Source organism: Roseivirga pacifica (assembly GCF_900111145.1).
Taxonomy (GTDB): Bacteria; Bacteroidota; Bacteroidia; order Cytophagales; family Cyclobacteriaceae; genus Roseivirga; species Roseivirga pacifica.
The window spans coordinates 121,968-144,141 of record NZ_FOIR01000006.1 but is presented as its reverse complement, the minus strand read 5'-3'; the positions used below and the strand labels follow the sequence as shown (position 1 = coordinate 144,141).

Genomic DNA, 22,174 nt, shown 5'->3' with positions numbered 1-22,174 from the left:
CGATGAGCATCTGGAATACATTTCACGGAGAGTAAAAAAGGTAGATAGGCTGGAGATGAACGAAACGTATGTGACAGACACTGGGCTTGAAGCACTGACAAAAATGGAGAGAATTAAGGAACTTCAGTTAAAGAGCTTGGAAGGCGTAACTGATGCTGCTATTCCTGTTTTGTCGCAAATCAAAGGGCTTGAATTACTGCACTTAGGCGGAACAAGCGTTACAGTAAACGGAGCTAAAGGCTTGTCTGCTGCTGCCAACCTTAATAGATTAATCCTCAGCCGAGGCAATGCTACCGATGCGGAAATAGAGGCATTGAAAGCAGCACTACCAAACTGCGATGTGGCGGTGAACCCTTAAACATAAGTTCCTTTCGTCATTACTAACAATTTCACTCATTTCAAGTTACCTTTGAGGCAAGCAAAAAGTACATGGAAATTACCTTAGCTTCAGCAAAAAAATATTGTAACAGTCCGGTTGAATATAGCCGCAGAAAGACCATTCCTGTGCGTGTGGGCGATGTGGTAATTGGCGGAGACAATCCAATTGTGGTTCAGTCTATGACCACCGTTGATACCATGGATACCATGGGCACTGTGGAGGAAACCCTCCGTATGGTGGAGTCTGGCTGTGAGTTGGTTCGCATTACTGCACCAAGTCTTAAAGAGGCAGAAAACCTTCGTAACATCAAAGCCGAACTTAGAAAGCGTGGCTGTAACGTGCCTTTGGTGGCCGACATTCACTTTACCCCAAATGCGGCAGAGCTAGCGGCTCAAATTGTAGAGAAGGTAAGGATTAATCCAGGTAATTTTGCCGATAAAAAGCGCTTCGAGTCGATTGAATATACTGATGAGACATATCAAGAAGAGCTAGAAAGAATTAGAGAGCGTTTTACTCCGCTAGTTGAATTATGCAAAAAGCATGGTACGGCTATGCGTATTGGCACCAATCACGGATCGCTGTCTGACCGTATTATGAGCCGCTATGGCGATACGGCTTTGGGAATGGTAGAATCGGCCCTAGAGTTTTTGCGTATTTGCGAAGACCTGAACTACGACCAAATTGTGCTTTCCATGAAGTCGAGCAATGCGCAGGTAATGGTAGAAGCTTACCGTTTGCTGGCACAAAAGCTCGATGAAGAAGGGCTGAAGCCTTATCCTTTGCACCTTGGGGTAACCGAGGCAGGCGAGGCTGAAGATGGCCGAATTAAATCGGCAGTGGGTATCGGTACGCTTTTAGAAGATGGTTTGGGCGATACCGTTCGTGTGTCCCTAACCGAGGCACCAGAGTATGAAGCTCCCGTAGCACGCAAGCTTATTGAAAGGTATGCGGATAGGGCGGGGCATGCTGCTATCGAACCAATAGAAGAAATTCCTATCGATCCATTTCAATACCATAAAAGAGACTCTTTAGAGGTACTGAATTTTGGTGATTTAAATGTGCCACGCGTAATCGCTGACTTGAGTCAATTAAACGCAGTGGAGGTTAAAGACCTGAAGGCAATCGGACATTTCTATTTGCCAGAACCCGATAAATGGCGCATGAACGATCAGGGTGCTGACTATGTCTATTCGGGCGATAAGGTGATTCCTTTTATGTTGCCAAATGGCCTGAAAGAGTTGGTGAATTATAATGCATGGAATACGCTGGATGATAAAAGCAGTCGTTTCCCTGTTTATACTTTTGCCGAGTTGGCCGAAGCAGAAAACTGCTCTGATGAACTCAACTTTTTAAGGTTGAATGCGGCTGATATCAATGAGGCTGTGCTGGCTGTTCTGGAAGCCGATAACATTGTGGTATTGCTAGAAACAGACAATGCCCATGCCATGCCGGCCATGAGAAGGTTCTTTTACGAATTAGTGGAAAGAAAACTTCGCTGCCCAGTGGTGATTGTTCGCCCTTATGATGTTACAGACGAAGAGCAATTGCTGATAGACGCTTCAACGGATATTGGCGGCTTAATAGTGGATGGTTTTGGTGATGGAGTAATGCTTCAGGTGGCGAATAACGCGAACAAAGAAGCCTACCTGAAGGAGGCGAAATTAAAGAACGAAACGGCATTTGGTATTCTACAAGCAGGTAGAACCAGAATGACCAAAACGGAATATATCTCGTGCCCAAGCTGTGGCAGAACCCTTTTCGATCTGCAAGAAACCACCGCAATGATTCGTAAACGTACCGATCACCTCAAAGGAGTAAAGATCGGGATTATGGGCTGCATTGTAAACGGACCAGGCGAAATGGCCGATGCCGACTATGGCTATGTTGGTTCGGGTAGAGGTAAAATCACTTTGTATCGTGGACAAGAAGTTGTGAAACGAGGAGTGCCTTCCGCACAAGCTGTTGACGAACTGATTGAAATTATACGCACAGACGGCAAATGGTTAGAGCCTGAGTTGGTTGAACGTTTTGAAAATTAAATTTTGAGCTATGGTTGATGATAAAGAAAAAAATGAAAGAGGGGAGAAGGTAAAGCTATCGGCAAAAGAGGCCTTCGATTTTAGTCCTGTTTTGGGTTATTTCTTTAGAAAGAAAGACCCTAACAACAGACCAAACTTCAACCTAAGAGTAATGCATGGCATAAATAAAATATCCATCATTATGTTCTTAATTGCCCTTACCGTAATGATTGCTCGCTACTTTACGCGCTAATAATATGTATATAGACGAGTATCGGGAATACTGCCTTTCTAAACCAGGAACTTCTGAAGAAACTCCTTTCGGACCCGATACTTTAGTGTTCAAATGTTACGGGAAAATGTTCGCGCTTACCGGCATCGATTCATTCGAATATGTAAACCTAAAATGTGACCCTGAGCGCGCTGCTGAACTTCGTGAACAAAACGAAGGCATTAAGCCTGGTTGGCACATGAATAAAACGCATTGGAACTCTGTCTTTACAGATAATCGCGTATCCGAAAAGCTATTAAAAGAGCTCACAGATCATTCCTATGAGCTCGTAGTTAAAAGTCTTCCTAAAAAAGTAAAGGTCGAAAATGGCCTGATTTAAGGTACCGATTTTAGCACAAAGTTATGGAAGCTGTGGTTGTCGTAGTCTGTTACGGTAAACTCAATCCAAGCTAAGAAACGGTTGTTGTTAATGTCGATCTTTACGGCAACGTAGTGACTTGTTAAGCCATTCCATAGGCCGGTGGTAGTTCCCCCGGTAGAAACAGCAAGTGGTAATACGCTATTGGCGCCTCCCCAAGTTTCAGAGTCGATACTTACTTTTACTCCTGCTTCCTTTGGTAGAATGTCACCATCTCCATCTACCGAAAAAGTGGTGGTTCCATTTAATGATTCTAGGGTGAGTCCTTTATCTCCATTAAACTCTTGGTAGGCTCTTATTTCCACATCGTCTTCACCATCTACATTTACATCAAGGGATAGCGTCCAACTATGAACGTTGTCGTTGTTTGTGGTAATTGGGGCGGTAAGTCCAAAGGAATAAACATCGCTGCCCTCATAGCCCATTTCTAGCTCTCGCTGCTCTTGGGTTATACCTGGGCCATCGTCTCCACTACATGCCAAGAAAACGATTGCAGGTAGAATTAAAAAGAATATTTTTTTACACATAATTCTAAAATTAATAATAACAGTTAAGTCTGCCAGTATAATGTTTGTGCTTTTATCGGATTTTCGAAAGGAATTTTTTCCTCTTGGCACTTTTCATAACGTATACGAATGGCATTGTACCATTTTGCTTGCATGTCGGGGTCGCCCATAAGCATTAATGGTGGGTTGTTATTCAAACCTTCTTTCAACTTTTTAAATACATCAACATCTTGTTGAATAAAGGTTTCAGCAAACTTGTAGAAGACAGGTTTAAGTGGTTTAAACCACTTTATGTCTGTATAAATGAATTGCGTAAGCTCCGTTTCGTGTTCATTTACCGGGGTCAGGGTAGTCATGATCACAATGTCGTTTTCGCCAACTTTAATGTGTTCAATCCGAATACCAGGGATTTGAAAACTGATTTCAGTGGTTTGCTCTTTCTTTAGGATTTTATAGGCCGCAGAGTTTTTTGAAGGCTCGTGCCTAACCATAGTGAAACCTAAGTGCGATGGTGCGAAGTTCTTTGTCTTCAACTTCAGGTTAGTCTTCTTTCTGAAAAACCAAGATTGGTGTACAAAAGGAACGTGTGCTGGGTCAATTAGACCAATAACCGAATGGTCCAGTCCGCAATCCATGCGCTTGGCTGTTACCAAATCAAACTTCTGATCTTCCTTAAGTGGAAACTGAGGCATCAAGCTTTCATCAAAGTCCTCAGGCTTACGCATGTCTTTAGGTAAGTAAATAAGCACTAGACCATGAATTTCTTTGAGCAGATAATATGGAGCCCTGATCTTTGAAACATCTAGTGATGACTGAGGAGGAAGTGCCGGTATTTTGGAGCAAACTCCATCGGGCTTAAAACGCCAACCGTGATAGCAGCACTCAATTTCGCAGCCGTCAAAATTTCCGTAGGTCAGCGGGATGCCACGGTGAGGGCACTGATTTTTGAGTGCAAAGACCTTCCCATCTTTGTCTCGGCCAAAGCAAATCTTCTCTCCATCAATCTCCTTCTCAATCGTTTCGCCTTGCTTTAGGGCGCTGCTGTGACAAGCCAGGTACCAGATGTTCCGTAGGTTTTTCGACTTTTGAGTACTCATATTGCTACAAACATAATCATTCCTATGTGATGAGGAGAATAAAAAAGGCTACTAGTGTAGCCCTTTTGATTATCTTATTATAGCTTTTAAAATGCTACGGTACTTTTGATCCTGAGCGACTCGGATAAAGTATAGTCCTGAAGCGTATAAAGAGGTTTGAATGGTATGCTCGAAACTCAGACCATTCTTAGCCTTATTTACTTGATATATTACTTTTCCGTCCTTATTTACCATTGTAATGCTTACAGGCGCATAAACTTCATTTTCAAGGGAAATTGTTATTTCGTCAGTAGATGGGTTCGGATGAAGCCCCAGTTTGCTCGATACTTCAGAAAGGTCTATGGAGGTAACCTCGGTAACTGTAAAAGCTATTTCAAATGTGTTACTATTGGTTTCGCCATCATTCACGGATACGTTAACCGCTAATGAGCCAACAAAATCGATGGTTGGAGTTACCGTGGTGCCATTAAGAGTGTAGTTGTCGCCTTCTTGTACAGTCAAGGTGAAGTCGGTTGGATAGTCGTTATCCACATCTGTCACGGTTAAATCGGCAAGTGTTATTTCTACAGATGTTTCGCTGTCAATAGTAGTGTTGAGCGTTGTGCCTTCAATTATTGGTGCATCGTTTACTGCGGTTACGGAAACTGATGCTTCAAAAACTGCGGAGTTAGCCTGATCTGTATCTTGAATTATTACGTTTACGGCCAGTGTTCCAAAGAAGTCTTGTGCCGGAGTTATGGTTAACCCATCAAAAGTATAGTCTTCACCTTCTTGAATTACTAGCGCGTGATCATTAGGGAAGTCGTTGTCAACATCAGTGGCCGTAAACTGGTCTATAGATAACTCAAAAGAAGTATCTTCTTCTGTGTTAACTGTTGCCTCAAAGCTCTCAAGAATAGGTGCATCGTTAATTGGCAGTACTTCTATTTCAATATTGAAAGGTTCGCTATCATCTTCTCCATCGTTGGCTATTACAGGCACTGTTAATGTGCCATAGAAGTCTTGAGCAGGGGTGATGGTTAGTTTGTCAAATGTGTAGTTCTCACCTTCTTGAATTACTAGCGTATGATCAGCTGGGAAAACATTATCAACATCTGTGACAGTAAAATGGTTGATGGATAGGTCAAAAGAAGTATCTTCTTCTGTACTAACTGTTGCCTCAAAACTCTCAAGAATTGGTACATCATTAATTGGTAGTACTTCTAGTTCAATGTTGAAAGGTTCACTGTAGTCTTCCCCATCGCTAGCTATTACCGGAATGGTCAGTGTTCCAAAGAAGTCTTGTGCTGGAGTTACGGTTAACCCATCAAAAGTATAGTCTTCACCTTCTTGAATTACTAGCGCGTGATCATTAGGGAAGTCATTATCAACATCAGTGGCCGTAAACTGGTCTATAGATAACTCAAAAGAAGTATCTTCTTCTGTACTAACTGTTGCCTCAAAACTCTCAAGAATTGGTTCATCATTAATTGGTAGTACTTCTAGTTCAATGTTGAAAGGTTCACTGTAGTCTTCCCCATCGCTAGCTATTACCGGAATGGTCAGTGTTCCAAAGAATTCTTGTGCCGGAGTTACGGTCAACCCATCAAAAGTATAGTCTTCACCTTCTTGAATTGCTAGCGTATGATCAGCTGGAAAATCATTATCAACATCCGTGATAGTAAATTGGTTGATGGATATATCAAAGGAAGTATCCTCTTCGGTGCTGAACTCCGCCTCAGAGCTTTCAATAAAAGGGGCGTCATTAACAGGAGTTACTTCAATTACGATATTGAAAGGTTCACTGTCATCTTCCCCGTCATTGGCTATAACAGGCACTGTCAATGTGCCATAGAAATCTTGAGCAGGCGTTATGGTAAGTCCATCGAAAGAGTAGTTGTCACCTTCTTGAAGGGTCAACGTATGATCAACAGGGAAATCATTATCAACATCTGTGACAGTAAATTGGTTGATGGATAGTTCAAATGAAGTATCCTCTTCGGTGCTGAACTCAGCTTCAAAGCTGTCAACAATAGGAGCATCGTTAACAGGAGTAACAATAACCTCAACGTTAAAAGGTTCGCTTTCTTCTTCTCCATCGCTAGCCACTACAGGTATGGTCAATGTACCGAAAAAGTCTTGATCAGGAGTTATGGTAAGTCCATTGAAAGTGTAGTTGTCGCCTTCTTTGATAGAAAGTATAAGTTCTTCTAATTCGTTTTCAGCATCATAAATATTGAGAGCATCTTTAGTAATTGGTAGATCGTTGTCTTCCTTAATTACAAAGGATTCATTCATTCCATTAATTACTGGAGCGCTGTTAGTTAATTTAATTTTTGCAACACCTGTTATGGGCTTGTTGGTTATATCTCTAAACGAACCAAAAATATATGCGTTCTGCTCATCAATCTGTTTTATTCCATTTAAGACACCGTTAACATTTACATTAAATGATTCATCAAGAGCTCCATCAAGGCTAATTTTTACTAGACCAGAATGGTCACTTGAATTAACCTTCTTAAAACCACCTGAAATTATTATATCATTGTCTGGAGTGGTTATGAAGTCACTTGCAAACCCAAAATGGTTCACTGGAAGTATTGTAAGCTCGGCAAGTAGTCCAATTGAAGTGTTATCAATCAAGTTGCCATTTAAGTCAAATTGGTGAACAAATTCTTCGTCTGTGGCAGGGTTGCCGCCAGAATTATTTCTAACTCCCAAGATAATTCTTGATTCAGTTTTTATTAAAGAAAGTGCTTCAAACGGTAAAGTTGTTGAGGATATAAAGTTACCTGAAACTGTGCCATCTGAAAGAAGCTTATTAAGAAAGCTTTGTCGCTGGTAAGAACTGTTGGTTACCATACCAGTAATGATTACGGAGCCGTCATCCTCAACAATAAAGTCGCTGATTTTTGCTGAGTTTGAAGATAGGAGGGGGGCATCAAACGTTTCGTCAAGTGTACCATCTTGATTTAAGAGAACGATATTTTTTTCCCCTATTGGTGAATAGAAAGTGCTACCCGCTATAAAAATCTTTCCATTATCTAATTGAACTATTTTTTCAATAGCCTCTGAAGTATAAATGCGACCTGTATTTCCCGCGAAATCTTCATCAATACTCCCATCAGAATTAACCCTGGTTATAGACCATGTTTCACCCTTTTCTTGCCGTATACTTCCCCCGATGAGAATTTTACCATCGGGTTGCACATACACTTCTGATACAGAGTTTCGGCTGTAGTGGTTAAAGTCATAACTCATATTGAATGTTTCATCAAGTGAAAAGTCTGTGTTTAATCTGGAAATAAGGGGGGAGAGGGTTTTATTTATCAAACGAAAATCCCCACTCACAATGACTTTACCGTCTGCTTGAACATCTAGTGAGGTGATATCGGCCATTCTTGTGATTTTTGGAATGTTCGGAAGAAGAGAGCCTTGTGCATCGAATGCTGCGAAGCTGTATATGTCTGTTCCTTCCGTTTCGTAGAATAGTGATGAAAAGAATAGGTTGCCTTTATGATGTTCTATGTTCGCAACATATATAAGTTCAGATGATTTAAAGTCCAACACATTGAATTCATCTCGGGTAGTTCCTTCTTCGTTAAAAGAGATTATTCGATAAAAATAGGACAGATCTCGATAATATCCAGCATAATAAGAATTGCCTGATTCATCAAAAGTAACGTCATAAACAATAGAAAAGAAGTCACTTACCGGAGGTGTATAAGATTCGTCAACACTTCCGTCTAAGTTTAGTCTAACCACACCTTTGGGAGTACTAACTCCGTCAAAAGTGCTAAAGGATCCAACCACATATAGAAAGGAACCATGTTTTTTTATTGTCCTAATATAATCCCAATCTTCACCAACTGACCCTGCGGCAAAGCTATTATCAATGGAGCCGTCTTTATTTATTCTAAAAATAGTTTCTATTGAAGTCTCACCGTATGTATCGTGGCTACCATAGAAGTATATTTTATCATTTAAGAGAGTTATGGCATCTGCATTGCCAAACCCATCAATTTGTATTGGTATAAAATCATCAGATAGATCGCCATTTGCATCGAATTTATATAGTTTGGCAATATTTTGAGAGTATGCGGTTAGAAAAAAATTGCTACCATCCCATATGCCTCCATGTATAAAAAAATCTAATTCTTCAGGGAATTTGATTTGATCATTTAAAGAACCATCTAGGTTAAGTATATCAAGTTCATACTTTCCATTTGTTGCAGTAAAGACTAGTATGAAATCATCGTAAACTTTAATGCTGCTTATATTTTTCACCGAAATTTCAGAAGGAATTTGAAATGAGTTGTCATAGCTTTGATCAGCATTTAGCCTTATGATATTGTTGATGTCGGTATTAGTCGTCTTTATTCCATTGTAGTAGTCAATTCTTCCTGCTAAATAAATTCTTCCCTCCGAATCCACTTTCATGTCATCAATGTACGCCTCCTTTTCAGCTTGGACGGTTAATTCTGGATATACGCTCTGTGCTTGAGTGTTTTCTATGCTGATTAGAATAATAGCTATGACTAGGGCTAATCTTAAAAAATTAGTTGTGGGCATTTATAAGGAATTCGGTTGATGATGACAAAGTAGTAAGAAAGGTCTCAATTGTTTTAAAAGCAAGAATTGCTTAATTATTTCCATGAAGAAAATAAATCAGACCCTACTGGTTTTAACGTCTCGCTGAGACCAAACAAGTGCTTGGCTCCAATGGCATACTTAAATATATATTGTTTGACGATGCTTTTGATTTTGTGGACGCCTATTTTCAACAAGTGAGCAATAATGTATATTTTGACCCACTGGTCTTAAGGTCACCCTGAGACCAAAAAAGGTTATAAGTCTCAGCGAGACGCTAAGACTAGAGTGAGGAATTGTAAGAAAGAACCAATTCCAAAGGATTGTTCAGAATGTAAGAAGAGATAGGGTGAACAGGAAAAAATGAGATGCTTTAAAGTTGTTTTCGCAATTATTTTAATGACCATTATTAGCTGTAGTGGAACAGAAAGTATAAGTCAATATTCAAAAGAAGTTAAATTGAAAGAAGCTTGTGAATTTGAGCAAAGAAGAAACGATGGAAAAGTGAGAAATCTTTTAGTTAAAATTGAATCTGACGGAGTGAACTTTCTCCTAACAACAGAAGAATACAAATATTCTCCTTGCAACCTTAATTGGGATGGATTAAAAGTAGGAGATAGTCTACTTATTTCAGGTAGTAAAAAGCTTATGAAACCTAATGAATTTTGGTCAGGTCACCCAATTAAACTTGTTAGTGCTTATCAGAAAGAGTAATGTACTCACCAGTGCTCCCCCCTCCCCACTGGTTTTAGGGTCTCCCTGAGACCAAAGAAAGGTTATTAGTCTCAGCGAGACGCTAAGACTAGATTGAGCGCCCTTCTTTGGAGATCATACATATTTAGGAACTGGGATTTTCAAAGGTTATTTCGGTAAAAGTCCAAAAAAATGAAAAGATCAATAGTATTAGTTTTATTAGTTTTTTTCTCGTGTGATTTTTCTCAAGGGAATGACAGGTTTATAAGAAAGACGCTTGATGATGGTGTCATAGAGATTAGTTGGTATTATCATAGCTATATTTCTGATGTTAGTCCCGACTTTGTGGAAGTAAAGAAAGGTGATGTAGTTAAAGTTTTATTCGAGGCAAAAGATGTAATCTCGAATGTGCAATTGTTTGGGGATACGATATACCTTAGTCTGTATAAGCCTGTCAGAGGGATTGTTCATACAAAAAATCCAGACCTGAGTTTTTTTGGTTACCATCTATTAATTGATTCTTTAGCAACAAGAGAAGAATATTATGCTAGACCTGATGGTAAAAAGAAATAAGTTCCTTCAATCAATTATCCCCCCCTGATCCCCCCACTGGTCTTAGGGTCTCCCTAAGACCAAAAAAGTTATTAGTCTCAGCGAGACGCTAAGACTAGAGTGAGAACAAAGTGAGCCTGAAAAGCCTATTTTTTTAACATTGAAGACAAGACCTCCTTCTTCCCGTCAATCTCTGGAAGGTTGGTGATGCCTAATATTTCAGCAATAAATGGGTAGATGTGAATATTTTCGAAGGCATCTATTTGCATACCTTTTTTCACCTGGGGACCTTCAGCATAAAAAATGCCGCGCATGTCTTCTGTTTCATATGGATCGAAACCGTGCTCTCCTCTTGTGTTTTGGTCTTTTATAGTCCGTTCGGCTCTGCTGGCTGAGGTGAGGTAATGCCCTGGCTCCATAGTGATGATAATATTACCAACCCTATTGTTGGTTGCATTATGCCAATGCGCTGGAAAATCTGGCTTTTTATAGACTTTATAATTTTTGGCCTTCGCCCTTAGAGCCTCTTCAAGAGGGTCAATGTCTTCTCGGTTATGCACATAGAAATGGGCATGAGCACCATTGCTAATAAACCTGAACTTGTCTTGGTCTAAACCTTCGAGTAGTTCGTCATAAGTAGTGTAATTACCGGCTTCAGGTTTAATTTCGTTCATACCGTGGTCGCTTACCACTACTAGATTTACATCAAGATCAATCTCAGCTATTTCGGCCCTCAAAAGCCCGAGCAGCCTATCTGCTTCTAACACCGTGTTTTTGGTTTCTTCACTATTTGGCCCAAAACCGTGCCCGTTGTCATCAACAAGAGAAAAGTACAAGCTTATAAATTGAGGCCTCTGCTCCGCAGGAAGTTTAAGCCAATCCTTAACTACCTCAATTCTTTTTTCGTTCGTTACAGATCCATCATACTTGGTGTAATAATCTGGCAAACTGCCTTTTATTGGTGCTTCTGAGCCAACCCAAAAGTAGCTGGCCGATTTCATGCCGTTTTCTTGCACTAGTTGCCAAAGTGGGGTGCCGCCATAAAAGGCCGGGTTCTCCACACGCTCTCTGTTGCCAATGGAGTATTGTAGGTCTAAATCGGGGGCGTAGAATGAGTTATCTACCAAACCGTGATTGCCGGGATAGAGGCCAGTTACAATGGTGTAGTGATTGGGGAATGTTTTGCTCGGATAAGAAGGAATGAGTCCTTTGCTAGAAACACCATTGGCTACAAGCTCTTTAAAGTTGGGAGCGTTATACTTTTCAACATAATCATGTCGGAAACCATCGAAAGAAACAAGCACAACATAGGGCTTATCGCTATTAAGGTCCATTACTTTTTCACAGCAGACTAAACCTAGAACTACACAAAATAGGATGATTTCGAAGTACTTTTTCACGTGCGAATATTTTCTCACGAATTTACATCATAAGGGGTAATCGCTGTCAAGCCAAAGTTACTTTCGTGTTATTCTTTTGATGATCGGAAAGTGACTTTGTAGAATACAGATTATGGTTTGTACTTTCTTATTAATCTTTTTGTTCTACCTCAAACCATTGGCCTTTTTTCACATACCAATTAACCCATTGGCCGCCATTAGCTGTTTGCCAATCCTTAAGGTTAAACATTGCACTTCCGCTACGGTCGGTAATTACTTTGTATATCAATAGAGCGCTATTGTTGTGGTTCCATGTAAGTGGTTGGTCTTTTGAAATTTGCTCGGGCTGAGTGCCTTGGGTTTTGATAAAATAAATTGCATTGTCCATTTCCGCCTTACGGCCAAAAATGTGAGCTATGCCGTTAGAGCCAATGCAAACTGCCGTGTATTCATCGCAGGCTATACCAAATGCAGGCTGTTCCGTTTGGTGAGTTATTCGTGCCATAAAAGTGGCGTGTCTGCCTTGTCTGTTTCTGTCTGCGTAATGGGTATCGGTAATAGTGTTTTGCAAAAAAGGCACTTGTAGAAAGTTATTGCCCAACTGTACCCGCTCATCATATGGATTTTTAAGTGCTTCCTCTGATGTTACGGAGCCATTTTTTGCACTAAAATACCATTCGCCTAATACGGCCATACCTGCGCTAGTACCGCCAATGGCACCTTTCTTTACACTTATATGGTCTTGCAGGGCTTGTTTCATCGGAGAATTACCCCAAACGGAAATGTAGTTGTATTGGTCGCCTCCGGCTAGCCAAATAGCCTCGGCCTGTTGTATCTTTTTTATGACATAAGGATGGTTTGCAGCTTCTGCAGTTTTCACCACAATCGACTCAACAGAGTTGACCTCTATGCCGAGTTCGTTGAAGAGGTAATTATTGTAGCCATCGCTGCCAGAAGCCCTGAGAACCAACACATCTCCGCCATTGGCTTTATTGATAAACCATTGCATGGCCTCAGTATGTTCAGTTCGGCCACCCATCATGGTAATGCCAAAGTTTGGAGTAACCACCTTGTCGGTTGCATTGCCGGTAAAGTAGGAGGTGTATGGCGTGTTTTGTGCAATGGCGGTATAGCTGCAAATCAGCAGCACGATGAACAAGAGCTTTTTCATAGGTTAAAGTAGTGGGGCTAAGAGTCTGCAAATAGACTCTTTTAGTTTTTGTGGTACACTTCGGTTTACCCATCTTTTGGCATCTACTTGGGCACAGTCGGCTTTGTCTGCTTCAAACTGATCGATCAGAATTTCAACCAGTGCTTTTTCATATAAATAGGTGTTCACCTCATGGTTAAGGTCGAAGCTGCGATAGTCCATATTCGCGGAACCCACCGAGGCAAAATTATCATCCACCATAATCACCTTGGAGTGTAAAAAGCCTTTTTGGTAAAGAAAGACCTTAATTCCGGCAGCCAATAATACTTTGATGTATGACATTGATGCTGCTTGTACTATCCAAGAGTCCGATTCGCGAGGAATCATCAGCTCTATTTCAATGTCGGCTTTTGCTGCCGTAACCAGCGCGTCCATTATGCTCTCTGTAGGGATAAAGTAAGGTGTGGCAATGCGTACCCTGCGCTGGGCCGCATTTATGGCGAGCAAGAAAGAGTCCATTATGCTTTCTAACTCCCAGTCGGGGCCGCTGGCATTTACTTGGGCAAATGAGTTTCCGGTTTGTGTAAAGTCAGGAAAATAGTTTTCGTCAGCTTTGAGTTCTTCGTTGCTTACAAACTGCCAATTGAGTAAAAACAGGAATTGCAGGGTTTTTACTACTTCGCCTTCAAGCCTTAAGTGTGTGTCGCGCCAGTAGAGTGGGTGCGTGCCGTTGTTGATATATCGATCGTTGAAATTGATGCCACCGGTAAAGCCAATATGCCCATCGATAACAATGATCTTACGGTGATTTCGGTAGTTGATTTTACTGGTAAAAGAAGGAAATAGCACCGGCATGAATTCGTAAATCTGCACGCCACCTTTCCGCATTTTATTAAAGAAGGATTTTTTGAGCCCCAATGAGCCAACACCGTCAACAATTAGCCGAACTTTAACGCCTTCCTTTACTTTTTCTAATAATAAGTCGGCCAGCGGGTCGCCTACTGTATCGTCCGAAAAAATGTAGTATTCTAAATGAATGTGGTGCCTTGCATTGCGCACGGCTTCCATTACTTTCGGAAATTTTTCCTCACCGTTTTTGAGGATTTCTACCTTGTTATTTTGACTTAGGGGTGAAAGGTCTTTGCTCAAAAAACGAATCACCTTTTCGTATTGTGCTAAAGGCGATTCTTCAATGGGGACAGGAATACGTTCAGATCGATCAATGTATTCGGCCAAATATGAGTCTCCAAAAGCTTGGTTGATGAGCCTACGCTTTTCAAATATTTTTCGCTTGCGCTGGTTTTGACCAAAAAACAGGTAAATAATGAGCCCGGCAACCGGTAACAAAAGCAGCAATAGCAGGTAACTATGCATTTTTAGCGGGTTGCGGTTTTCCAACAGCATATTAATAACCACGAAAAAAATGCCCACATAATATATGGGAATCAGAACCGGTGAAACTGTATGCCAAAGTTCCAGCATGGTTAAATATAGGTTTTATTGGGCAGCAAAAAGCGCTTTTGTTAGCTTAAGAATTTCGAGTGCGCTTTTGGTTTGGCAGCAAGGCTGTTTACAAATGCTTTGGCAAACGATTTGATTGGAGTGGTAGACATTATTTTTAGTTCTTCGGCCACTGTGGTTTCCTCATCCAAAAACTTGAACATCAAATGCATTCCGTTTTTCTTGAATAGTTCAGTAAAAATCTCTTCGCCAGTGAATTGGCCGCTGGCGAGCACTCTTAGCAGTGTAGCATCGTAGTTTTTAAAGCGCTTTTTCTGTAATGGTAAATCTGCATTTGGAGATTTCCCTTCTTTGAGGTTTTGGGCTAATTTTTTCAGTATTCTTTGTGTGCGCAAAAAACTGTAGCCGGTACTGGCTTTGGCAAAACCGCCCTTAATGCCAATTTGGAAAACCTGTTTGCTGCGTTTAACAGAGAAGGGGTAATCGCTCATGGGAATTACGCCAGTTTCAGTTTCTAGTACCTCGTAATCTGTAATTTTCAGCTTTCTCAGATAGCTTTCTAGTTGTTTGTCATATTCGGAATCATCGAGCAGAAACTGATTAAATATAGTGTATTCTATCAGTGCTTTGTTTTCGGAGAAGGGCAGTATATACCCAAAGCGGCAGTCGCCTTCTTGCGGAATAGAAAAGTCCATATAGGTGACTTCATCTGCATTGAATACCGGCTCCTTGGTTTCAATTACTAGGCCTTTAAAGTGCTGTAGTAGGGTGTTTGGAGTGTAAAGCCTTTTCGTTTGATAGTTAAGTGTACTATCGAAAACATATTGACCTGTGTAAGTTTGGCGTGCAGTTTTAACTTTTCCGTTGTCAAAAATGGCTTGCACCTCTTCTTGAACTACAGTGAAGTTTGGAGCATCGGCTATTTGTTTATAGATAAAAGTGTAGAAATCGGCACTTCTTACCATTTTGTATTTGTAGGGTGCCAAATCGTAGCTTTTGTTAAACTCGGTACCTTTTACTTGAGCGCGCGGCCATGTTTTGCTTACCAAGTTTTCGAACAGATTTTCTCCTTTCTCCCAAAAGCAAAAAGTCTTGTCGTTATCAGTTTTAGCCTGTCTATCAATAAGTAATACAGATTTTTGCCTATATTCGGGCGCCAACAACAAGTAAGACAGGGTTAATCCCGCCACGCCACCTCCGGCAATTATATAGTCGAACGCTTTCATTTTACTTTTGAGACTCTAACTAAATCCAATTCAGCATTGAATTGTTTTTGTGTTATGCTGTTGAAATTAAAAAAAAGAAGCTTCAATCAATTGAAAGAAGGCTTCTGACTAAAAATATTAAATTTGAACCCCCGTTATAGGGACTGAAAATGGCCAAAACAACCACTGCTTGCTTACTGCTTGCTTGTTTGCTGTCTTCTTGTGCGGTGCAAACTATTTGCCCTGCTTACCAGAGTGCTTTTATTCTGGACGAGAACAAACAGCGAGAAGCATACTCCCTTTTTGTGGAGGTAGACGGTACGTTTGTACCCAAGCGGCCATACGGTTTTAAGTATAATGTGGAGGATGGCGACTCTCTAATGCGCAAGTTTGTAGATGGCACTAAAGGCAAAGGCTTTAGGGTGCAAAAGGGTAGGGTACACTCGCAAGAGAAATTTGGTTTTGAGTACGAAAACCGCATAAAAGAGGGGCTAATAGCCAGGGTGTTCAATGGTAAAGAAAGACCCGTACTTGAAAATCCTTACTTGTTCGACAGAATCACTAAAAAGCGTCCGTTCTACAAGCTCGATCAAATTGAAATGGATATTGTACATTTTGATACCAAGCGCTACGACAGCATTGTGGCGCATGTTGTAGATACGGCCCGTTATCGTGTGTTAATGGAAGAGATGAACGCATTACCGCCACCAATCCAAGCGCAATATTCGCCCTTGTTGCGAGGTAAGTTCAATGTAGAACAAGAGCAATACAACAAGCGCTATGGCGAGTACTTTTTAAGACTGCGAGAAGCTCCAAAAATGTCAGCCGAAGACTCTCTTAAAATGCAGCAGGCTCAGTTAGATTCTTTAGCAGCCGATTCTACAAGCACTAAAAAAGGGATTTTTGGTTTGTTCAAAAAGAAGAAAAAGAACAAAGAAGAAGAGACTCCTGAAGGCGATAAAAATAACAGCCCTAATAACGATGCCGTGCGTAGGGAAGAGGAGCTTGAGTAGGCTTCTTACAAATGATAACTAACAAAAAAGAGGCTGTCTCAAAAGCTACACGTCATTCCCGACACCGATCGGGAATCTCCTCAAGCTATGTCTAAAGCCTGAAAGAGATTCCCAGTCAAGCCTGCCTGACGCAGGCAGGCTGAGAATGACGAAAATAGTTGGCTTTTGAGACAGCCTCTTTTTTGATTTTGGGCTTCGCTTAATTAGCCGGTTCCAGCCAGTACTTTCTAAGCTTCAATTGCGCTTCGGTTGGGTTTTCCATAAAGCGTAAACCAACAGGAGTAGGCACATCAACTTGCTTGTTCGGAGCGCTAAGTTTCACTTCTTGCTTTTCACCGTCTACCTCTCTAAGTACAGTGTAAGTAAAGGTTTCTAGTTCAGGCAACATTTGAGCTTGTTCTGATAAAAATGCCTGAATCTCTGGGCCGAGTGGAGGCATTGCAATGCCATTCATTTTCAATACAATATCTCCATTTTTCAAGCCAAGTGCTTGACCTAAGCTGTTAAGACTGCCATCGTTAGCAATGGCCAAGCGCTGCTCTCCGTTGTGCTGAACTACCGAAATATTGGTTTGCCCAAAGCCCATGCTCCATTGTTTTTGGGTGCCATTGTTGGTCATTTCCACACCTACTTTTTCAAATATTTCTTTGTAAGGAATTGATGTTGAACCGGCCACATAAGTGTTTAAAAACTCACCAATTTCAGGATAGGTAAGGGCAACAATTTCCGCAAACAGTTCATCGTCCTTAAATGATTTATCAATGCCGTATTCTTCAGACAAATCGGCCATCATGTTTTGTACGCCATATGCTCCATTTGATAGCTCTCGCAACTTAATGTCGAGGGCCATGCCAATGAGCGCGCCTTTTTGATAAACGTTGTAATATTGATCTGCATACTCATCGAGCGCACCAAGGCTGAGCTCAGTAAATGGAAGCTCATCTTTAAACTGCTTTGCGATCACCAATTTTTCTGTAAGCATGCCTAAGTACTCCTCAGGAGTAACCAAGCCATACTTTACCTGAACGCTACCAGCAAAGTACTCAGTCATACCCTCATACATCCACAGGTGGCGCGACATCTTTGGCGCGTTAAAATCGAAACTTCCGATTTCCTCAGAGTGAATGTTTAAAGGTGTTACAATATGAAAGAACTCATGGGCAGCAAAGTCGCGCAATTGTTGGTTCATTTGCTCAATGGTTGACTCCGGCATGTAGTAAAAAGAACTATAAGAATGCTCCAAAGCACCGTAAGAAAGTATTGGCTCATCAGTAAAATAGAAGATGAAAGCGTACTTGTCTACCGGTAGTTTTCCACCCAAAAACTCATTTTGCGCAGCTAATACTTCTTCAATGCTCGAGGCAATTTCTTTAGCTGTAATCTTTTTATTTGGCGAATAACTTGCCACCAAAACATCGGTATTGGCTACTTTAATGATGGCCGTATCGGCTTTGCTGTACATTAGTGGTGAGTCGATTAAACGGTCGTAATCATTCACTACAAACTGATCTACGCCAACATTTGGTGCGCTTACTTCAATTTCCAATTTGCCCAACATTGGTGGGTTGTTCGATGCTTTCAGACCAGTAGCACCGTAGAAACCATTTTTACGCACTACATTTATCTCAAACTCTTCTTTCTTCATGCCCTCGAAATAACCGAAGAAGCCACTGGTGTTTATCACGAAGTTCTTATCGTCTTCAATGTTTGTTCCGGCAGGCTGAAAAATCTCTGGACCTTCTTTTTCTGTGTCGTAGGTGTCTTCCACCCAATAAGAGAGCTTTCTTAGTTTTCTGGCGTCTTTAATTAACCAAGTGTTGTCGTCAAGTCTTTCAACAGCAATTGGGTTATCCCTTTTGTCGAAAGCTTTTAGGTCGGAAACCATGCGACCATAGTCGGCAATGGCATAAGTGCCAGGCACAATCTTGGGCATATAGAACTTTACTTCGTTCTCTCTAATTTTTGGAGTGCTGAGTTCTACATACACTTTATCGTCAACCACTTTAGTAAGGTCAACCGTGTATTTATATGGCTTTGCGGCAAACAGGGTAATGCTAAGGCAAAGGCCAACAAGGCTTAATAAGAATCGATTCATACTTTGTTATTTGAATTTTCGAATGCTAATCTACACTAATTGTTAACGCTCGTGTTGGTTGGATGTAGCGAAATTTGAAAAGCTTTAACAGAAAATAACGTTTGGGAGGGCTTAAAAATGCAAACTAAAACTGGTGCCTTGGGCATTTGACTGCACAGTAATTTGGCCGTTGTGCAAACGCATAATTTGCCGCGATAGCGAAAGCCCAATACCTGTTCCTTTTTCTTTGGTGGTATAAAAAGGAACAAAAATGTTGTCTAGTATCTCCGTAGGAATACCCGGCCCATTATCGGCAATGGTAATAAAAACCGATGTTTCGGTTTTGCTTGCCGTTATGTTTAGTCGCCTTTCGTTTTGATTACTCACGGCTTCAATGGCGTTTTTCAACAGGTTAATTAGCACTTGGTCAATCAGGTTTGGATCGATTAGAATAGTGCCCGAAAAGTAAAGGTGCTTTTCAATCTGGATATTCTGTTGTTGAAAGTCTGCTTTAAAAAGCTGGAGCAGCCTGTCGACCAATCGTTCTACCATTACCTCTTCAAATGCTGGTTTCGGTAATTTGGTTAGTTGATCGTAGGTCTTTACAAAGTTGGCCAGTCCTTTACTACGCGATTCTATGGTTTCAATTCCTCCGATTAAATCTGCGAGCCCTTCCTCATCTAAGCGCGAAACGTCAGGGCTGCCTTCTTCATCTTTGATCATTTGAAGAATAACATCGGACAGCGTGGAAATAGGAATAACCGAGTTCTTAATTTCGTGCGTAAGCACACGAATAAGCTTTTGCCAAGAGTCTAATTCGTTGGCCTCTAGCTCGGCTTTTATGTCTTGAAAGGAGACGAGCTTGAATGCTTTTTCCTGAAGTTTAAACTCTGTAGCCTGTATAGAAAGGTTTACCAATCGGTTGTTGAGCTGAAGCTTAAGTAAGGTTTTCTCACCAGAGTTTAACTGTAGAATTTCTTCACTTATTTGCTCATTTATATTGAGTAAGGAGTTCATACTTGTGAGCAGATCTTTCTGGAACAACTCTTTAGATGCGCGGTTGGTAAGTACGATTTTCTGCGATTCGTCAAAGCAAATAATGGCTACACTTATGTGCTCTACCACGGTTTGTAGGTAAATGAGGTTAGATGCCTTTTCGTTTCTCAGGTTTTTGAGCACATCGTTTATGGTGTGAAAAGCAAAGTTCAGTTCATCTTCTTTTTTATGTGGGTAGCTATTGCTAAAGTCGCCCTGTTGTATGGAAAGTAGAAAGTACCTGAGCTCGCGATGGGATTTTTCGATATAACGAATGAGGGCAATGAGGACTAATATGAAAGCGAGTGTAAGCCAAATGGATACGAGCCAAAAGTGTGTTTGAGTGAGCACATAAATGGTAGAGAAGCCCAAGACAAGAAGTAGTGCAATTCGCCAAATAATATGCCAGCGAAAACGCCTAAACTCCATTACTGCGCGTTTTTGTTCACATAAAAAACCAATAGCTTCATTTCGGTATCAATCATGTTTTTGCAACCCCAGCGTACGCCAAAATTAATATTCATAAGGCTTGGTTCGGTGTAAGTGTAAATGGAGGTGGCGGCTTTAAAACCATAGCCTAATTCACTTTCCAAACTGGTTACATCTTTAGTACCGAACACGTAAGCCTCTTTGCTATCACGTACGTCAAAGTAAATGTAGCAGTCTGTTTTTGCAACCAAATACATTCTCACCGTAGTGTTACTTTCAATTTGTAGGTGAGAGGTTACGGAATTATCGATACCGGAAATGGTGTACGGGAAAGTGCCGTAGTACACCCAGTCGTTCGTTTCGTCATTCATTTGGCTATCGCGAATCATTCGTTCCATGTCTTCCATGGATTGTTGCGCGAAAAGTGCCGAGCTAAAACAGAGTGTCAATAAGATAAATAAGACTTTCACACTTAGGCTTAAGGAAGTTGAATTTAATACATCTTCCGTCATATTTGAAAGTCAAAGTTTGTATTTCGTCATTTTGCGATACAGGGTGCTTCGGCCTAAGCCAAGCGTTTTTGCGGCCTTGGTAAGGTTGCCTTCTGCATTACGAATGGCGTTTTGAATGGCCTGTTTTTCCATGTCCTCAATGTTGTAAGTGTCAGACGCAATTACATTTTGGTCTGGTCTTTCCAACAGCAAAAAGTCTTCTGGAGCCAATAGGTGAGAGTTCGCCATAATAATGGCCCGCTCAATGGCATGCTGAAGTTCGCGCACATTGCCTGGCCAAGAGTAAGCCTTTAGTTTGGTAACAGTGGTTTCGTTCAGGCGCATTTTTTCTTTGCCGTACTTTTTGCCATACACCTTAAGAAAGTGACGCGCCAAAGGTTCAATATCCTCTCTGCGTTCTCGCAAAGGTGGAATGTGAATTTCCACCGTATTGATTCTATAGAGTAGGTCTTGCCTAAATTCATTGTCGCCAACCATTTCCTTAATAGGCATATTGGTGGCACAAATAAGGCGGGTGTTTAAATGCATTACCTTGTTGGAGCCAACCCTAGTTACTTGCATAAACTGCAACGTAGTGAGCAGTTTGGCCTGCATTGGCAATGATAGGTTACCGATTTCGTCTAAAAACAAAGTGCCGTTATTGGCCAACTCAAATCGACCGGGTTTGTCTTCTCGTGCATCGGTAAAGGCGCCTTTTACATGGCCAAATAATTCCGATTCGAACAGTGTTTCGGAAATAGCACCTAGGTCTACCTTAATAAAGTTTTCTTCTGTGCGAGGAGATTTTTTATGAATTGCATTGGCGATTAGGTCCTTTCCGGTTCCGTTTTCACCAAGTATAAGCACATTGGCATCGGTTTGAGCAACCTTGTCGATGGCAGCAAAAACTGGTTTCATGGTAGGGCTGCTGCTTATGATCTCACCATACTTGCGCTGCTGATCATTTAGCACAATCTTTTGTCCTGCTCTTAGGTCCTTAACTTCTTTTTTGCTGCGCGAAAGGTCAAAAATAGCCTTTACAGTAGCCAAAAGCTTTTCCTTAGGCCATGGTTTAACCAAAAAGTCCACAGCGCCTTCTTTCATGGCTTCTACCGCAATCTCAATGTCGCCATAGGCGGTATTCATTAAAACGTGGGCTTCCGGATCGATTTCCAGTACTTTTTTTAGCAACTTTATTCCTTCCTTACCACTGGTAAGGCCGTAGGAAAAGTTCATGTCGAGCACAATTACATCGTACTTATCTTGATTTAGGAGAAAATCGAGCTTCTTGGGGTCGCCTTCGGTTACAACAGTTTCAAAATGTTGTTTGAGGATCATTTTGGCGGTGTAGAGTACGCCTTGATCGTCATCTAGGACTAAAATTTTTCCGTCTATTTTGTTAGACATGCCATGAGTGAGTTAATCGAGTGTCGTGAAAGTATGAATTGTCTCACATTGACACAAGTTAATGTT

The 22,174-nt window shown here is 41.1% G+C and carries 18 protein-coding genes; 7 read left to right on the top strand and 11 right to left on the bottom strand.

Going from position 1 to position 22,174, the window contains the following annotated elements; translation table 11 throughout:
* The 4 genes from BMW98_RS20295 to BMW98_RS20280 all read left to right on the top strand — a co-directional run.
* A partial coding sequence (locus BMW98_RS20295) for a leucine-rich repeat domain-containing protein (RefSeq protein WP_420820078.1) occupies window positions 1–358 on the top strand: 358 nt, incomplete at its 5' end.
* Window positions 359–429: 71 nt separating this feature from the next.
* Entirely contained in the window at window positions 430–2,418 is a 1,989-nt protein-coding gene (ispG, locus tag BMW98_RS20290; protein WP_090260204.1) for a (E)-4-hydroxy-3-methylbut-2-enyl-diphosphate synthase, read from the top strand.
* Between the two features lie 10 nt (window positions 2,419–2,428).
* Complete coding sequence (locus tag BMW98_RS20285) at window positions 2,429–2,650, top strand: DUF6728 family protein (RefSeq protein WP_090260202.1); 222 nt, start codon at window positions 2,429–2,431, stop codon at window positions 2,648–2,650.
* A 4-nt stretch (window positions 2,651–2,654) separates the two neighbouring features.
* Entirely contained in the window at window positions 2,655–3,008 is a 354-nt protein-coding gene (locus tag BMW98_RS20280; RefSeq protein ID WP_090260200.1) for an MmcQ/YjbR family DNA-binding protein, read from the top strand.
* Here the strand turns inward: BMW98_RS20280 and BMW98_RS20275 are convergent.
* The 3 genes from BMW98_RS20275 to BMW98_RS20265 all read right to left on the bottom strand — a co-directional run bounded on the left by BMW98_RS20275 (window position 3,005) and on the right by BMW98_RS20265 (window position 9,201).
* Complete coding sequence (locus BMW98_RS20275) at window positions 3,005–3,574, bottom strand: hypothetical protein (RefSeq protein WP_090260198.1); 570 nt, start codon at window positions 3,572–3,574, stop codon at window positions 3,005–3,007. The genes BMW98_RS20280 and BMW98_RS20275 overlap by 4 nt on opposite strands.
* 23 nt (window positions 3,575–3,597) lie before the next feature.
* A complete protein-coding gene (locus BMW98_RS20270) occupies window positions 3,598–4,650 on the bottom strand; it encodes an aromatic ring-hydroxylating oxygenase subunit alpha (protein ID WP_090260196.1) in 1,053 nt (350 codons plus the stop codon).
* A 69-nt stretch (window positions 4,651–4,719) separates the two neighbouring features.
* Window positions 4,720–9,201 (bottom strand): tandem-95 repeat protein, encoded by a 4,482-nt coding sequence (locus tag BMW98_RS20265; RefSeq protein WP_090261336.1) that lies wholly within the window; start codon window positions 9,199–9,201, stop codon window positions 4,720–4,722.
* 381 nt (window positions 9,202–9,582) lie between these two features.
* On the opposite strand from BMW98_RS20265, the gene BMW98_RS20260 reads away from it, so the two are divergent.
* On the top strand, window positions 9,583–9,933 hold the full coding sequence (locus tag BMW98_RS20260) for a hypothetical protein (RefSeq protein WP_139177729.1): 351 nt from the start codon (window positions 9,583–9,585) through the stop codon (window positions 9,931–9,933).
* Between the two features lie 171 nt (window positions 9,934–10,104).
* Window positions 10,105–10,485, top strand: coding sequence for a hypothetical protein (locus BMW98_RS20255; protein WP_090261332.1), 381 nt, complete (start codon window positions 10,105–10,107; stop codon window positions 10,483–10,485).
* A gap of 125 nt (window positions 10,486–10,610) precedes the next feature.
* On the opposite strand, the gene BMW98_RS20250 is transcribed toward BMW98_RS20255, so the two are convergent.
* The 4 genes from BMW98_RS20250 to BMW98_RS20235 form a co-directional block, all read right to left on the bottom strand.
* The gene (locus BMW98_RS20250) at window positions 10,611–11,864 is read right to left on the bottom strand and encodes an alkaline phosphatase family protein (protein ID WP_139177728.1); all 1,254 of its coding nucleotides are present in this window, start codon (window positions 11,862–11,864) and stop codon (window positions 10,611–10,613) included.
* 130 nt (window positions 11,865–11,994) lie between these two features.
* Window positions 11,995–13,014: a cyanophycinase gene (locus tag BMW98_RS20245; protein WP_090261328.1), complete on the bottom strand. Its 1,020-nt coding sequence runs from the start codon at window positions 13,012–13,014 to the stop codon at window positions 11,995–11,997.
* A 3-nt stretch (window positions 13,015–13,017) separates the two neighbouring features.
* Entirely contained in the window at window positions 13,018–14,475 is a 1,458-nt protein-coding gene (gene cls / locus BMW98_RS20240; RefSeq protein WP_090261326.1) for a cardiolipin synthase, read from the bottom strand.
* A 41-nt stretch (window positions 14,476–14,516) separates the two neighbouring features.
* Window positions 14,517–15,680 carry a lycopene cyclase family protein gene (locus BMW98_RS20235; RefSeq protein WP_090261324.1) on the bottom strand — a complete coding sequence of 388 codons (1,164 nt, stop codon included), beginning with the start codon at window positions 15,678–15,680 and terminating at the stop codon, window positions 14,517–14,519.
* Between the two features lie 149 nt (window positions 15,681–15,829).
* Between BMW98_RS20235 and BMW98_RS20230 the strand changes: the two genes are divergently transcribed.
* Entirely contained in the window at window positions 15,830–16,672 is an 843-nt protein-coding gene (locus tag BMW98_RS20230) for a hypothetical protein (protein ID WP_090261322.1), read from the top strand.
* Window positions 16,673–16,871: 199 nt separating this feature from the next.
* Here the strand turns inward: BMW98_RS20230 and BMW98_RS20225 are convergent, their stop codons facing one another.
* From BMW98_RS20225 to BMW98_RS20210, 4 genes are all read right to left on the bottom strand, one after another.
* A complete protein-coding gene (locus BMW98_RS20225; protein ID WP_090261320.1) occupies window positions 16,872–18,767 on the bottom strand; it encodes a M61 family metallopeptidase in 1,896 nt (631 codons plus the stop codon).
* Between the two features lie 111 nt (window positions 18,768–18,878).
* Window positions 18,879–20,210: a sensor histidine kinase gene (locus BMW98_RS20220; RefSeq protein ID WP_090261318.1), complete on the bottom strand. Its 1,332-nt coding sequence runs from the start codon at window positions 20,208–20,210 to the stop codon at window positions 18,879–18,881.
* Window positions 20,210–20,680, bottom strand: coding sequence for a hypothetical protein (locus BMW98_RS20215; RefSeq protein WP_139177727.1), 471 nt, complete (start codon window positions 20,678–20,680; stop codon window positions 20,210–20,212). Before BMW98_RS20215 ends, BMW98_RS20220 begins: the two co-directional genes overlap by 1 nt.
* A 51-nt stretch (window positions 20,681–20,731) precedes the next feature.
* Window positions 20,732–22,108 (bottom strand): sigma-54-dependent transcriptional regulator, encoded by a 1,377-nt coding sequence (locus BMW98_RS20210; RefSeq protein ID WP_090261314.1) that lies wholly within the window; start codon window positions 22,106–22,108, stop codon window positions 20,732–20,734.
* Window positions 22,109–22,174 lie beyond the last annotated feature (66 nt).

What these genes read in the sequence shown, in the direction of transcription:
- ispG (WP_090260204.1), top strand. Translation starts at nt 430, where the DNA reads ATGGAAATTACCTTAGCTTCAGCAAAAAAATATTGTAACAGTCCGGTT.
- BMW98_RS20285 (WP_090260202.1), top strand. Translation starts at nt 2,429, where the DNA reads ATGGTTGATGATAAAGAAAAAAATGAAAGAGGGGAGAAGGTAAAGCTA.
- BMW98_RS20280 (WP_090260200.1), top strand. Translation starts at nt 2,655, where the DNA reads ATGTATATAGACGAGTATCGGGAATACTGCCTTTCTAAACCAGGAACT.
- BMW98_RS20275 (WP_090260198.1), bottom strand. Translation starts at nt 3,574, where the DNA reads ATGTGTAAAAAAATATTCTTTTTAATTCTACCTGCAATCGTTTTCTTG.
- BMW98_RS20270 (WP_090260196.1), bottom strand. Translation starts at nt 4,650, where the DNA reads ATGAGTACTCAAAAGTCGAAAAACCTACGGAACATCTGGTACCTGGCT.
- BMW98_RS20265 (WP_090261336.1), bottom strand. Translation starts at nt 9,201, where the DNA reads ATGCCCACAACTAATTTTTTAAGATTAGCCCTAGTCATAGCTATTATT.
- BMW98_RS20260 (WP_139177729.1), top strand. Translation starts at nt 9,583, where the DNA reads ATGAGATGCTTTAAAGTTGTTTTCGCAATTATTTTAATGACCATTATT.
- BMW98_RS20255 (WP_090261332.1), top strand. Translation starts at nt 10,105, where the DNA reads ATGAAAAGATCAATAGTATTAGTTTTATTAGTTTTTTTCTCGTGTGAT.
- BMW98_RS20245 (WP_090261328.1), bottom strand. Translation starts at nt 13,014, where the DNA reads ATGAAAAAGCTCTTGTTCATCGTGCTGCTGATTTGCAGCTATACCGCC.
- cls (WP_090261326.1), bottom strand. Translation starts at nt 14,475, where the DNA reads ATGCTGGAACTTTGGCATACAGTTTCACCGGTTCTGATTCCCATATAT.
- BMW98_RS20235 (WP_090261324.1), bottom strand. Translation starts at nt 15,680, where the DNA reads ATGAAAGCGTTCGACTATATAATTGCCGGAGGTGGCGTGGCGGGATTA.
- BMW98_RS20230 (WP_090261322.1), top strand. Translation starts at nt 15,830, where the DNA reads ATGGCCAAAACAACCACTGCTTGCTTACTGCTTGCTTGTTTGCTGTCT.
- BMW98_RS20225 (WP_090261320.1), bottom strand. Translation starts at nt 18,767, where the DNA reads ATGAATCGATTCTTATTAAGCCTTGTTGGCCTTTGCCTTAGCATTACC.
- BMW98_RS20220 (WP_090261318.1), bottom strand. Translation starts at nt 20,210, where the DNA reads ATGGAGTTTAGGCGTTTTCGCTGGCATATTATTTGGCGAATTGCACTA.
- BMW98_RS20210 (WP_090261314.1), bottom strand. Translation starts at nt 22,108, where the DNA reads ATGTCTAACAAAATAGACGGAAAAATTTTAGTCCTAGATGACGATCAA.